The 13,582-nt window shown below is 44.7% G+C and carries 15 protein-coding genes; 13 read left to right on the forward strand and 2 right to left on the reverse strand.

The features are described from left to right. The 13 genes from R7M72_RS02450 to R7M72_RS02510 all read left to right on the forward strand — a co-directional run. Positions 1–948: chemotaxis protein CheW (locus R7M72_RS02450; protein ID WP_206949301.1), on the forward strand; the 948-nt coding region annotated here is incomplete at its 5' end. A 35-nt stretch (positions 949–983) separates the two neighbouring features. After that, positions 984–1,478: a chemotaxis protein CheW gene (locus R7M72_RS02455; protein ID WP_005380507.1), complete on the forward strand. Its 495-nt coding sequence runs from the start codon at positions 984–986 to the stop codon at positions 1,476–1,478. Positions 1,479–1,491: 13 nt separating this feature from the next. Continuing rightward, positions 1,492–1,986, forward strand: a complete 495-nt coding sequence (locus tag R7M72_RS02460) for a DUF2802 domain-containing protein (RefSeq protein ID WP_031777229.1) — start codon at positions 1,492–1,494, stop codon at positions 1,984–1,986. Positions 1,987–2,276: 290 nt separating this feature from the next. Beyond that, a complete protein-coding gene (ccmA, locus tag R7M72_RS02465; RefSeq protein ID WP_005380511.1) occupies positions 2,277–2,894 on the forward strand; it encodes a cytochrome c biogenesis heme-transporting ATPase CcmA in 618 nt (205 codons plus the stop codon). 1 nt (position 2,895) lies between these two features. Beyond that, positions 2,896–3,564, forward strand: coding sequence for a heme exporter protein CcmB (ccmB, locus tag R7M72_RS02470; protein ID WP_005380512.1), 669 nt, complete (start codon positions 2,896–2,898; stop codon positions 3,562–3,564). A gap of 109 nt (positions 3,565–3,673) precedes the next feature. Then, positions 3,674–4,417: a heme ABC transporter permease gene (locus tag R7M72_RS02475; protein WP_005380513.1), complete on the forward strand. Its 744-nt coding sequence runs from the start codon at positions 3,674–3,676 to the stop codon at positions 4,415–4,417. Positions 4,418–4,428: 11 nt separating this feature from the next. Further along, positions 4,429–4,635, forward strand: coding sequence for a heme exporter protein CcmD (gene ccmD / locus R7M72_RS02480; RefSeq protein WP_005380515.1), 207 nt, complete (start codon positions 4,429–4,431; stop codon positions 4,633–4,635). Then, positions 4,632–5,117, forward strand: coding sequence for a cytochrome c maturation protein CcmE (gene ccmE / locus R7M72_RS02485; protein ID WP_005380516.1), 486 nt, complete (start codon positions 4,632–4,634; stop codon positions 5,115–5,117). The genes ccmD and ccmE overlap by 4 nt, the downstream gene beginning before the upstream one ends. Then, the gene (locus tag R7M72_RS02490) at positions 5,114–7,090 is read left to right on the forward strand and encodes a heme lyase CcmF/NrfE family subunit (protein WP_017635943.1); all 1,977 of its coding nucleotides are present in this window, start codon (positions 5,114–5,116) and stop codon (positions 7,088–7,090) included. The genes ccmE and R7M72_RS02490 overlap by 4 nt, the downstream gene beginning before the upstream one ends. A gap of 1 nt (position 7,091) precedes the next feature. After that, positions 7,092–7,646 (forward strand): DsbE family thiol:disulfide interchange protein, encoded by a 555-nt coding sequence (locus R7M72_RS02495; protein ID WP_005380518.1) that lies wholly within the window; start codon positions 7,092–7,094, stop codon positions 7,644–7,646. Next, the gene (locus R7M72_RS02500) at positions 7,643–8,128 is read left to right on the forward strand and encodes a cytochrome c-type biogenesis protein (protein WP_005380519.1); all 486 of its coding nucleotides are present in this window, start codon (positions 7,643–7,645) and stop codon (positions 8,126–8,128) included. Before R7M72_RS02495 ends, R7M72_RS02500 begins: the two co-directional genes overlap by 4 nt. Continuing rightward, positions 8,128–9,342, forward strand: a complete 1,215-nt coding sequence (gene ccmI / locus R7M72_RS02505; protein WP_005384453.1) for a c-type cytochrome biogenesis protein CcmI — start codon at positions 8,128–8,130, stop codon at positions 9,340–9,342. Before R7M72_RS02500 ends, ccmI begins: the two co-directional genes overlap by 1 nt. 216 nt (positions 9,343–9,558) lie before the next feature. Further along, positions 9,559–10,332, forward strand: a complete 774-nt coding sequence (locus R7M72_RS02510; RefSeq protein ID WP_005380523.1) for a VacJ family lipoprotein — start codon at positions 9,559–9,561, stop codon at positions 10,330–10,332. 74 nt (positions 10,333–10,406) lie between these two features. Here R7M72_RS02510 and R7M72_RS02515 read toward each other — a convergent pair whose 3' ends face one another. Both R7M72_RS02515 and R7M72_RS02520 read right to left on the reverse strand, forming a co-directional pair. Next, positions 10,407–11,723 carry an outer membrane protein transport protein gene (locus R7M72_RS02515; protein WP_005380525.1) on the reverse strand — a complete coding sequence of 439 codons (1,317 nt, stop codon included), beginning with the start codon at positions 11,721–11,723 and terminating at the stop codon, positions 10,407–10,409. A gap of 309 nt (positions 11,724–12,032) precedes the next feature. Next, positions 12,033–13,292, reverse strand: a complete 1,260-nt coding sequence (locus tag R7M72_RS02520; RefSeq protein WP_005384451.1) for an outer membrane protein transport protein — start codon at positions 13,290–13,292, stop codon at positions 12,033–12,035. Positions 13,293–13,582 lie beyond the last annotated feature (290 nt).

The following is a 13,582-nucleotide window of genomic DNA, read 5'->3' on the forward strand; positions in this document are numbered from 1 at the left end:
CCAGAGCCAGAGCCAGAGCCAGAGCCAGAGCCAGAGCCAGAGCCAGAGCCAGAGCCAGAGCCAGAGCCAGAGCCAGAGCCAGAATTACAGCTACAATACTCGGAGCCAGAAACGTACCAGTTTCAAGAAACATATCCGCCAGAGTTGGAAGCTCCAAACCTGGAAGATGTTCAAAGGCTATTAAGTCAGCTTGAAGCAAGCAACCCAGTGGCTGAGTTGGATATTGATAGTATTCTTGAACAAAATACGATTGATATTGCAGCAGAGATAAAAGCGGCTGAGCCTGAGGTACAAACCTTTAGTGAGGTGCCTGAGCTTCAGGGTGTTGAGGAAATACAGGACTGGGTGATTGATGAGCCAGTTTTTGAGGAAGCGCAACCAGAGGTGGATGAACCTCACGCAGTGATCGAACAAAGTATCAATATAGAATCGAACGTCGATACTGAACTCGAAACACAAGCAGATTCCGATATACCAACGGTCTGGGAAAGCACGAAGCGAAGTGAGGACTTCCAAGTTCTTTACTTTGATGTGAATGGTGTCACGTTTGCTGTACCTCTTGATGAGTTAGGTGGTATTCATCGCATTAGCGAGCTTAACCATTTGATAGGAAAACCCGCCTGGTATTTGGGGCTACAAACAAATCGCGAGCAGCAGTTTGATGTCGTCGATACCGCGAAATGGGTGATGGCAGATAAGCTTCGTGATGATAGCTATAAAGATAACTACCAATATGTCGTCATGCTTGGTGAGAGCATGTGGGGGTTGGCCAGTAACCAATTAATGGGGACTGAAACGCTTAATATCGACAAGGTTCGCTGGCGTGAGCAGGCGGGTAAACGCCCTTGGCTAGCGGGCATGGTAAAAGAAAAAATGTGTGCCTTAATTCATGTCCAGGCGCTCATTGACATGCTAAACGCCGGTTTAGATGTCAAATCACTGAATTAGATTTAAGTCGGGAACGACATTAACGAGGATTAACTATGTCTCAAGCTTTTGAAGTAGAAGTGAAGAAAGATGCATCGAATGACGAAGTTCTTCAGTGGGTGACGTTCCAGCTAGAAGAAGAAACGTACGGCATCAACGTAATGCAAGTTCGTGAAGTACTTCGTTATACTGAAATTGCCCCTGTTCCAGGTGCACCAGATTATGTACTTGGTATCATCAACCTACGCGGTAATGTAGTTACTGTTATCGATACACGTTCACGTTTTGGCCTGATGGAAGGCGAAGTCACCGACAACACTCGTATTATTGTGATCGAGTCAGAGCGTCAAGTGATTGGTATCTTAGTAGATAGCGTGGCAGAAGTCGTTTATCTGCGTTCTTCTGAAATTGATACGACGCCTTCTGTTGGTACCGACGAGAGTGCGAAGTTCATCCAGGGTGTGAGCAACCGTGACGGCAAGCTTCTTATCCTTGTGGATTTGAACAAGCTGCTAACAGATGACGAGTGGGACGAGATGGCTCACCTTTAATGGCTGAATGATGATGGCTGAAGAGACTCTTTTATCTGCTCCATTCCTTGCGGGTGGCGTCGCTTTTATTGTGTTAGTTTTGGTTGTTTTGCAACTGCGGATTCGCTCTGGGTTACAAAAGCAGTTAGACCAACAACGAGCTCAATCTCGACACGCAGATAAAGAAGTGCAAAAGTTGAGTAAGCAGTTACTCGAAGTGCGCTCGGTTGTCGTTGGTCTTGGACAAAAAGTGACGGAGCAACAAGACATTATTCAGCACTTAAACGAGAGAATTCGCGAACTCGAACACGCTGATACTGATGGTCGCTTGTACAGTCGCGCTTCTAAAATGGTACAGCTTGGCGCTGATATCAACGAGCTGATTGAAGAGTGCGAACTACCAAAAGCCGAAGCTGAGTTGATGCTTTCACTGCAGAAGAAACTGGCGGGGAAAGAGAAGATTCCACCATTAAGTGGTCAGCCATCAGATGATGCAGAATATCCAACGCGTGGACGTCGTCGACGCTAAAGGTTATCAAGCGATAAAAAAGAGGCGTTATTACGCCTCTTTTTTTGTTTTTAGCCGCTAATGCTCTTCTTCAATACAACCCTAGATAACCTTCAGTCGTTCTTGCTCTTAGCTCTGGCCTCTCAAATTCAAAATGAGCGCTTATAACTACTTATAGTTAATTTTATTAAAGTGTGATGATTAATTAACAAAAATACATGAACTTACATGTAACCTAGCCCTCTTATCCTGTTTTGTCATAACTAAGCTGTGCTAATATAGCGGCTCGTTCATTTTTTAGTTGAAGCTCTATGTTAGAAGTGTCTAACCTGACAGCAATCCGTGATGAAAGGGTTCTGTTTGAAAACCTGCAGTTTGAAATTAAGCCTGGTGAATTGGTCCAGATCGAAGGGCGTAATGGTACTGGTAAAACTACATTGCTACGGATTGTGACAGGGTTAGGTGATAGAGAAGAAGGTGTCATTAAATGGAAAGGCGAAGAGGTTGAAAAATCTCGTGATGTTTTCCATCAAGATCTGCTTTTCTTAGGACATCAAACAGGAGTGAAACGAGAGCTTACCGCATTAGAAAACTTACGTTTTTATCAATCTATTCAAAATAATCGCTCTTCAGACGAAGAAATCTTTATCGCTTTGACTCAAGTAGGATTAGCTGGTCGAGAAGATGTGCCTGTAGCACAACTTTCCGCAGGTCAGCAACGACGAGTCGCATTGGCAAGGTTATGGCTCAGTAAGCAAATTTTATGGATTTTAGATGAGCCGTTGACTGCCATTGATAAGCAAGGCGTCAAGGTGCTTGAATCTTTGTTCGCAAGTCATGCTGATAATGGCGGTATTGTTGTGTTGACGACGCATCAAGATATGTTTGCGGACAGCCCGAAACTTAGAAAAATAAAGCTGGGTGACTGATATGATTTCCTCGATGACCACCATCATTCGTCGTGAGCTCCTAATCGCATTTCGCCGTCAGGCAGACATTCTAAACCCGCTGTGGTTCTTTATTATTGTCATTACTCTCTTTCCTCTGAGTATTGGACCAGAACCTAATTTGTTAGCACGTATTGCAGCGGGCATCGTTTGGGTTGCCGCATTGCTGTCCGCCTTATTATCATTAGAGCGTCTATTTCGTGATGATTTTCAAGACGGTGCACTAGAACAAATGATGCTAATGCCGATTCCATTGCAACTTGTAGTGGTTTCAAAGGTCATAGCACATTGGTTGTTAACAGGGTTACCTCTGATTTTAATTAGCCCATTATTGGCGGTTTTACTTTCGCTCGACTTCAATACTTGGCTATCGGTTGTATTAACCTTGATGATCGGTACACCAACACTAAGTTTTATTGGCGCCATTGGTGTGGCGTTGACTGTTGGGTTGCAAAAGGGTGGCGTTCTTTTGAGTTTGCTTATTCTTCCGCTCTACATCCCAATTTTGATTTTCGCAACATCGGCAATTGATGCTGCCGCACTCGGTATGGCGTATAACGGTCAACTAGCGATTTTAGGTGCGATGCTAATGGGGGCGATGACATTAACGCCTTTTGCCATCAGTGCCGCATTGCGAGTTAGTGTTAACTAACTCAATAAAGTGCCAATGAAGCGGCGCTTGATCAAAGAATTATTATTAAAGCACTGCTACGGTCTCAACCCTTTAGACAGTGTCCCTGAAGTAAGAGTGAGAACAAAACATGTGGAAATGGCTACATCCTTATGCCAAGCCAGAAGCAGCTTATCGTTTGAGTGGTAAGTTTCTGCCTTGGTTTTCTGTATTGGCCCTCGTATGCTTATCGGTTGGTACGGTTTGGGGGCTTGCATTTGCGCCTTCAGATTACCAACAAGGTGACAGTTTCCGAATCATCTACATTCATGTCCCATCAGCTATTTGGTCTATGGGCGTTTATATGTCGATGGCGATCGCTGCATTTATTGGCCTAGTATGGCAAGTTCGCCTATCTGATATGGCGGCACTTGCGATGGCTCCGATTGGTGCAGTATTTACTTTTATTGCTCTACTTACAGGTGCTGTTTGGGGCAAGCCTATGTGGGGCACTTGGTGGGTATGGGATGCCCGTCTTACATCTGAATTGATTCTGCTATTTCTCTACCTTGGTGTGATTGCGCTCTACCATGCGTTTGACGATCAAAAAACCGCTGCAAAAGCCGCTGGTATCTTAGCGATCGTAGGCGTAGTAAACCTACCTATCATTCACTTTTCCGTGGAATGGTGGAACACGCTTCATCAAGGTGCGACGATCACGAAATTTGAGCAACCTTCTATTTCATCCGACATGCTTTGGCCGTTATTGCTGAACATCTTTGGCTTTGCGTTCTTCTTTGGTGCCGTGACGATGGTCCGTTTTCGTAACGAAATCATCAGTAAAGAAAGTCACCGCCCCTGGGTGCGCAAACTCGCAACAGAACAAACTCAGTGAGGTAACTGATAATGCATTTTGAATCTCTGAGCGACTTTTTTGCCATGGGTGGCTACGCATCATACGTATGGAGTGCGTTTGGTATTACTTTCTTATCCATGCTGATTCTTCTGATCACTAGCCTTCGCCGCGGTGATGCATTATTGAAAGAAGTGAAAGCAAAAATTGACCGTCAAGCTCGTATCGACGCAGCGAAGAACATGGAGAACACCTTATGAACCCGAGACGTAAAAAGAGGCTAGGTATTGTACTAGCGATCTTTATCGGTATTAGTGCCACCATTGGTTTGATACTTTATGCGCTTAACCAAAATATGGACCTTTTCTATACTCCAACGGAATTGGTTAATGGTAAGCCAGATGGCACCAAGCCAGAAGTAGGCCAGCGTCTGCGTATCGGTGGAATGGTGGTTGTGGGCTCAGTTCGTCGAGATCCTAATTCTTTGAAAGTTAGTTTTGACCTGCACGATGTCGGTCCGAAAGTGACGATTACCTATGACGGTATTCTTCCTGACTTGTTCCGTGAAGGGCAGGGTATTGTTGCTCAAGGTGTACTGAAAGATGCCACGACAGTTGAGGCATTTGAGGTCCTAGCGAAGCACGATGAAGAATACATGCCACCAGAAATTGCAGAAGCGATGAAGAAAACGCATGAACCGCTTCAATATAGCACCGAACAGAAACAAGGAAGCGGCCAATGATTGCTGAAATCGGTCACTTTGCTCTCATTCTTTCGCTTGCAATGGCTGTGCTGTTGAGCGTATTGCCATTGTGGGGAGCATCGAATAATAACACCATGCTCATGAACACAGCGCGACCGCTATCTTGGTCTATGTTCCTGATGCTGTTGTTCTCTTTCGCCATTTTATGTTGGGGATTTTATACCAACGACTTCACGTTACAGTATGTAGCGAGCAACTCGAATAGTCAGCTTCCTTGGTACTACCGTTTAACCGCAGTATGGGGTGCGCACGAAGGTTCACTGTTGCTATGGGTGTTAATCCAAGCTGCTTGGACTGTCGCTGTAGCGACGTTTAGTCGTGGTATGCCGCAAGAGTCGGTTGCACGTGTACTTGCTGTTATGGGCATGATCTCAGTGGGTTTCCTACTGTTTATCATCTTAACGTCAAATCCATTCCTACGTACGTTACCGTTCTTCCCGGTTGACGGACGTGACTTGAACCCTCTGCTTCAAGATCCTGGTTTAATTGTTCACCCGCCAATGCTTTACATGGGCTATGTTGGTTTCTCGGTTGCGTTCTCTTTTGCTATCGCATCCCTAATGACCGGACGCCTTGACACGGCTTGGGCTCGTTGGTCTCGTCCTTGGACAACCGCAGCATGGGTATTTTTAACACTTGGTATCGCACTGGGTTCTTGGTGGGCTTACTACGAACTTGGCTGGGGTGGCTGGTGGTTCTGGGACCCAGTAGAAAACGCATCATTCATGCCTTGGTTAGCGGGTACCGCATTAATGCACTCTCTTGCCGTGACAGAAAAACGCGGCACATTTAAAGCGTGGACGGTACTATTGGCAATCTCTGCATTTTCGTTGAGTTTGTTGGGCACCTTCTTAGTCCGTTCCGGTATTTTAGTATCGGTGCACGCGTTCGCGTCTGACCCGTCGCGCGGTATGTTTATTCTAGGCTTCCTCGTTTTCGTTATCGGCGGCTCTTTATTGCTGTTTGCCGTAAAAGGGGCAGCAGTGCGTGTACGAGGTAACTTCGACTTAGTCTCACGTGAAAATGCGCTCTTAGCCAACAATGTATTACTTATCGCCGCTCTTGTTGTGGTGTTAGTGGGGACACTGTTGCCGCTCGTACACAAGCAGCTTGGTTTGGGGTCGGTCTCTATCGGTGCGCCATTCTTTGACATGCTATTTGCGTGGTTAATGATGCCATTTGCTTTTCTGCTTGGTATTGGTCCTCTTATTCGTTGGAAGCGAGACAATTTATCTAAACTTGTGAAACCAATGCTCGTTTCAGGTGTGCTTGCTTTCGCCTTGGCCGCGCTATGCGTGTACCTGTTTGCCGATTTCTTCTCAACCATGGCTTACATTGGTTGGGTGATGGCGATTTGGATTATTGCGATGCATGGCTTTGAACTGTACGAGCGCGCAACGCACCGTCATAGCTTTAGTGAAGGTGTTCGCAAGCTGCAACGTAGCCACTGGGCAATGATGTTGGGTCATGTTGGTCTGGCGGTATCTGTTATCGGTATTGCGATGGTACAGAACTACAGCATCGAGCGTGATGTACGTTTAGCACCTGGCGAACACTTCCAAATTCAAGGCTATGATTTCTACTTCTCAGGCTTGCGTGATAAAGATGGTCCAAACTACGATGGCTACATCGCAGACTTTGAGATCACACACGATGGCAAATACGTGAATACGCTTCACGCAGAGAAGCGCTTCTACCGTACGGCTAAGTCTATGATGACTGAAGCAGCCATTGACCGTGGTATTAGCCGCGACTTATACATTGCAATGGGTGAACGTTTAGACGACAACCGATCTTGGGCTGTTCGTATTTACTATAAACCGTTCGTTCGTTGGATTTGGGCTGGCTCTTTGATTATGGCATTAGGCGGCGCACTAGCGATTTCTGATAAACGCTACCGCTTCCGTAAATCGCCGAAGAAAAACGCGAAGTCAAAAGAGCAGGAGGCATAACATGAATAAGAAAATCTTATTTATTCCGCTTGTCGCTTTCATGATTCTAGCGGGCATTTTCGCAACCCAATTAATGCGTAATCAAGAGGGCGATGATCCAACTAAATTGGAGTCGGTTTTGGTTGGCAAGCCAGTTCCTGAATTTCATTTAGAAGATCTGGCTGAGCCTGGAAAACAGTACGACCAATCAATTTTTAAAGGTGAACCGTTGCTCTTGAACGTTTGGGCAACTTGGTGCCCAACGTGTTATGCAGAGCATAAATACCTAAACGAATTGGCGGGTAAGGGCGTTAAGATCATCGGTATGAATTACAAAGATGATCGTAATAAAGCAATAGGTTGGCTGAATGATCTCGGCAACCCGTACTTGATCAGCCTATTTGATGGCAGTGGTATGCTTGGCCTTGACCTTGGCGTTTATGGTGCTCCAGAAACATTCATTATTGATGCAAATGGTGTGATTCGCTATCGCCATGTAGGGGATGTAAACCCACGTAATTGGTCAGAAACACTGGAGCCGCTTTACAACAAATTGGTTGAGGAGGCGAAGCAATGAGAAAGCTAATTCTTGCCGTTTTTGCTGCGATGACATTATCTCTTGCTGCTCATGCGGCCATTGAAGTGTACGAGTTTGATAATTTGGAACAAGAACAGCAGTTCAAAGAGTTAAGCCATACGCTCCGTTGCCCTAAATGTCAGAACAACACGATCTCGGATTCTAACGCTGAACTTGCTCAGGACTTACGCCATAAGGTGTACGAAATGACCAAAGAAGGTAAGTCCAAAGATGAGATTGTTGATTACATGATCGCCCGTTACGGTAACTTCGTGACTTACAACCCACCATTTACGGTCGCGACTGCGATTTTGTGGCTAGGGCCACTCGCTGTAGTACTGGGTGGTTTTGGTTTGATTGTGCTGCGTAGCCGTAAATCTAAAGTTAAGGCAAAAGCGAGCAGTGACGAGCAATGGGATGAGCAAAAAGAAGCTCGTTTAAAAGCATTGCTTGAAGAAGAGAACAACGGAGATAAGAAGTAATGACACTATTTTGGATTTCCACCGTTGTTCTCACGCTTATTGCTTGTGCGCTGGTGGCTTTGCCGCTGCTTAAACAAAAAGCGAACAATGATGATGTGTTACGCGATGAGCTTAACAAGGCATTTTATAAAGACCGACTATCTGAGCTTGCAGAAGAAACTGACGAAGGTCTAGTTGAAAGTGAAGACGAACTGATTTCTGATCTAAAGCAATCACTGCTTGACGATATCCCTGGTGATAAAGCGCAAAAAGAAACTAAGGTTTCTCCAATCGCGGTTTTAGTTCCATCGGTAATTCTGACGGTGGTGCTGAGCTATGGTTTGTATTATAAATTTGGCGCGTCAGACGATATTGTTCAATGGCAAGAAGTGTCTGCAAATCTACCTGAGTTATCGAAAAAGCTGATGTCGGCTTCTTCTGAGCCGCTGAGTGACGATGAAATGGCGGATTTGACCCTTGCCCTTCGAACTCGCTTACATTACCAGCCGGAAGACTCGACAGGTTGGTTACTGCTAGGTCGTATTGCGTTAGCAAATCGTGATGTCACCACAGCTATCGATGCGATGGAAAAATCGTACCGCCTAGAGCCAAAAGACCCAGATGTGATGTTGGGTTATGCACAAGCTCTGATGCTGTCTCAAGAGGAAATGGATCAAGCGACGGCTCGCTCATTACTCGGCAAGCTGATGCAGCAAGACTATGTCGATCTGCGTGTGTTTTCTTTGTTAGCGTTCGATGCGTTTGAGCGTCAAGACTTCCCGGCAGCCATAAAGTACTGGGGAATCATGCAGCAAATGATTGGTCCAGAAGATAGCCGCTACGAGATGTTGTCACGCAGTATTGAGAGTGCTCGTAAGCAAATGGGCGAAGCGGTTTCACCGGATAAGAGTGTAGCTGTGACAATTAATGTGGCACCAAATGCTCAGTTGGATCCAAACGCAGTTCTGATTGTGTCAGTACATCGTTCAGATGGCTCCCCAATGCCTGTGGCTGCTGCTCGTTATCCGCTAGGTACTTTCCCTCGCACTGTCGTATTAGATGACGGCAATGCCATGATGCAAGGGCAAAAGTTATCTTCACTCGATAAGCTAATCGTCCGTGTGCGTGTAGATTCTGACGGTAACGTAGCAACGCGTGATCAAGATTGGCACGGAGAAAGTGACGTCGTTGAATTTGGCGCACCAGTAGAAGTGACCATTGATCAGCAGTATTAATTGTTAACATCTGTCTCTGAAACATGACAACGAGGTAGAGTCAGTTGCCTTTAGTGGTATGACTCTAAACGATCGAGTAGAATACCGAAGGCCAGCGATTGCTGGCCTTTATTTATTCCCATATCTGAGTCATCTTTACTATGTATCCTGCTCAACATACGTACAATGGTTAATCGGGGTGACTTAGGTACATTAATAGTCGTTATGGAAAATAAAATGTATAACAAGGGTAAATCTACCTTCTTGTTGCTGTTAGCCGTTGGACTGGTTGGCTGTTCAAGTGCGCCTGATGAAGCAGTAACAGGACAAGAAACAAATCAAACGACTTCTGATGTGTATGACCCGTTGGAAGGCTTTAACCGAACCATGTGGGAACTCAACTACGAATATTTAGATCCGTATTTGGTTCGTCCTGTATCACTTGCGTATGTAGAATACACGCCAGTTCCTATTCGTTCTGGTATCGCTAACTTCTTATCGAACTTAGATGAGCCAGCAAGCATGGTTAATAACTTAATCATGGGTAATGGTACGAAAGCCGTGGACCACTTTAACCGTTTTTGGATTAACTCGACGTTCGGTATTTTCGGTTTATTCGATATTGCAAGTGCCGCGGGTATTACGAAGTACGACGAGAAAGCGTTCAGTGATGCAGTAGGCCACTATGGTGTTGGAAATGGTCCTTACTTCATGGTTCCAGGTTATGGTCCGTATACCTTACGTGAAGTGACAGATACCGTAGATAGTACGTATTTACCCCTCTCTTATCTCAACTTCTGGGCGAGTTTGGGTAAGTGGGCGTTTGAAGGAATGGAGAAGCGTGCTTTATTAGTACCGCAAGAAGCGCAGCTAGACTCGTCGCCGGATCCATATATTCTAACTCGCGATGTTTATATCCAGCGTCAAAACTTTAAAGCAGAAGTTGAAACGGTAGAAGAAGTTAACATCGAAGAAGAAGAGTATTTAGATGAATATCTAGAAGACTTTTAAGCGTTGTTCTTCATAATCGAGAAATGAAAAAAGGCTTAGCTGATACTAAGCCTTTTTTGTATTTTGCAGCTTGGTTAGAAACGGTAGTTTGCTTGAACACCGATTAGCCAAACATTACCCGTAGTTTCGCCTACAAATTGGCCGCCGACTTGTTCTGCAGTGTCGTCTGACTTGTAACCACGAGACTCAACGATTGGTGCGTCTTTCGCAAAAATATAGGTGAAGCCAGCGTCTAGGCTGAAGTCTTTCGTCCAATCGTACGTTGCGCCAATACTTAGCCAAGTACGGTCAGTTTCTGGAATAGTAATCGTGCGGTTTTTGTCGCTTACCGCTGAAGTATCGTATGCAATACCAGTGCGTAGCGCTAGCTTAGGATCAAGCTGGTAAGTAGCACCAACAGCAAAGCGATAGTTGTCTTCCCAGTTTTCTACTTTAACCATATGCGTGCCAGCAGTATTTAGACGTGCTTCCAATTTCTCGAAAGAGCTCCAATCCGTCCAGTTAACGCTTGCGTGTAACGCAAGTTGGTCTGTTACTTGGTGGAAGCTTGCCAACTCAGCCGTTGCAGGCAGGTTTAGATACATGTAGCCGTTGTCGCGTTCAGAAGTGCCGAAGCCAAAACCAAGACCTTCAGCATGGCCTTCAAGCTTCAGTTCAACTTCAGATTTGTACGCGAAGCCGATACGGTTGTTTTCATTGATCTGCCATGCTGTACCAACTTGCCAGCCCCAAGCGGTATCGTCACCTTCCATGTATTTTAGAGCGGTACCTTGAGGAACACTGATTGGTTGATTAGTTTCAGGATTTAACCCTACAACGTTATTCTTAGGAGCTGCTGCGCCAAAGCTGCCTTCGCCGATGATGTAACGGATACCACCACCAACGCTGATTGATTCATTGACTTTGTAAGCTGCGTTCAAGTTCGCTTCCATTGTCGTTACGCTTGCTTCGTTACCGAAGTGCGAGGCACCAAAGCCTTTACCTAAATCGGTTTCCATGCCGTAGTTGGTGCCAAATGCCAAACCAATCGCGAATTTCTCATTATATTGGTGTGATAGGTAGAAGTTTGGAATGATTGCATCATGTGCGAAGTCATCTGAAGATGCAGAAGAAGTGCTACCGTGGAAGTTTACATCACCTTCAATATCAATATTTGGGTTCACATAGATTGCACCAACGGACACTTGAGTGCCTTCCAAATAAGTTAGCATTGCTGGGTTACGCCATTGTGCACTTGCGTTGTCAGCCATTGCAGCTTCACCAGCATATGCTCGACCTAGGCCTGTTGCAGAATATTCAGCAAGTTGGAAACCTGCTGCGTTAGCCATGCCCGTTGTGCCAAGTAGGCTTAATGCCACTGCTGTTGATAGAAGAGTCTTGTTGGTTTTCATTCGAATGTTCGCTGATTTGTTTATAACGTGGGACAAAAGTTTAAAGGTAGAGTTTTTACTTTAGAAATGAAAATCCAGCATAAGTAGTCATTTGGAATATTATGCTCTCAAGTGTTGATTGGGTGGTTTAATTATCTAACTGTGAAAGGCTTGTAAATGGTATTCAGCGAACAGCTGTGCGTCCTAATTGTGAGATTTAGATACACGTGTTCACTCAAATTGAGTGGGCAATAAATCGCAGATATGAAAAAAGGCTGGAAATCCAGCCTTTTATATAAAGTATTTTTCTACTAACTAACAGCGAAGTGTTTAGAAGCTACGGCTGTATTGTAAGCCGAATAGAATTGCATCAGCATGAGTTGTTGCTGTTACACCGGTAGAAAGACCAGGAGCTAATTGAGTATTCTCATTAACTTTTACATCTTCACCTAACAAATACGTGAAGCCAAAATCGATGTTTGAGCTATTATCAATATGGTAAGAGAAACCTGTGGAGAACCACTGGCGATCTGAGTCTGGTACCGAGATAGACGTTACTTTATCTTGAGCGCTTGTGTCGTACATGTAACCAGCACGAAGTGTCCAGTTGTTGTTTAGGTAGTAAGTACCACCAATTGCGTAGTGCCAGCCATCTTGCCATTGATAGTCTTTCGAGTAACCACCTTTAAGTAAACCCTGATTTAGGTTCTCAAAATCAATTTGGTCGAAATCTTTCCAACCGATGTATTGGATGCTGTAGTGTACAGCAAACTTAGTGTCTTGGATTTTGTGGAAACCAGAAAATTCGGCCATATCTGGTAGAGGTAGCGTGATTTCCTGACCTTTGTCGTCTTTCGCCGTAAATTCAGGGCTGTAACGATACGCTAGACCAAAACGGTTGTTTTCATCTAGTTCGTACACAGTACCTACGTTAAAACCAACAGCCCAACCATCAGCTTTATCTACGTCCAGAATTTTTTGACCGCCAACCCTTGGGACTGAAGAGCTAGTTGTACGCTTCATTGTGCCTTGGCCGTAGATTAAATCTAAACCAGCACCAAAGCTCCATTGTTCGTTTAAACGGTAAGAACCCGCCAATCCAAAGTTGAAGCTTTTTACATCCGTAAGACCACCGTACTCTGTTGCGGTGTAGTTATCTGAAAATTCAGTTTTAGTGCCGAAATTAGAGTATGCGTTTACGCCCCATGCAAACTTGTCATTTACTGGAACGATTAGGTGAATGTTTGGAGCTATTGACGTATCACCCACATCATCAGTATCAGCAACACTTACAGTATTGGAGCCCAAAGGAGTATTAACGTTATATTTCGCATCTTTCACTTCAATCATTGAAGTAATGCTTTCGAAACCTAGCGAAAGTTCCATTTTATCAAACAGAGCCATTGCTGCTGGGTTACGAGCCATTACTGCTGCATTATCTGCGATTACTGCATCACCAGCAAATGCACGGCCGATGCCAGTTGCTGATTGAGCGTTGATTTGGAAACCCGCTGCCATCGATTGACCTGAGGCAAAAGCTACCGTTACTGCTAGGAGAGTCTTTTTAAACAGACGCGTGTTCTGAGTCATTTGTTTTTCCTTATTAGATTCGTCTCTTTGGACGATAAATTGAGCTTTTGCTCAGTGGCGCAGATAGTAGTATCAATAATTGCTTGGACAAATCCGACCATTGGATAAAATTGAATAAAAATTGCAGAAATGATGTCTAAAAGACGGGAAATTGCACTTAAAATGCATAATTTAGAGTTTAAGCTCTAAATGCTATAGCGGTGGTGAATGTTTTGTGCTCTATTTATACAAAAATGCCGCTAAATAAGATCATTTAGCGGCATTTAACCTTTTGAAAGCTGGAAATCGTC

The organism is Vibrio sp. YT-18 (genome assembly GCF_033337345.1).
Lineage (GTDB): Bacteria > Pseudomonadota > Gammaproteobacteria > Enterobacterales > Vibrionaceae > Vibrio > Vibrio alginolyticus.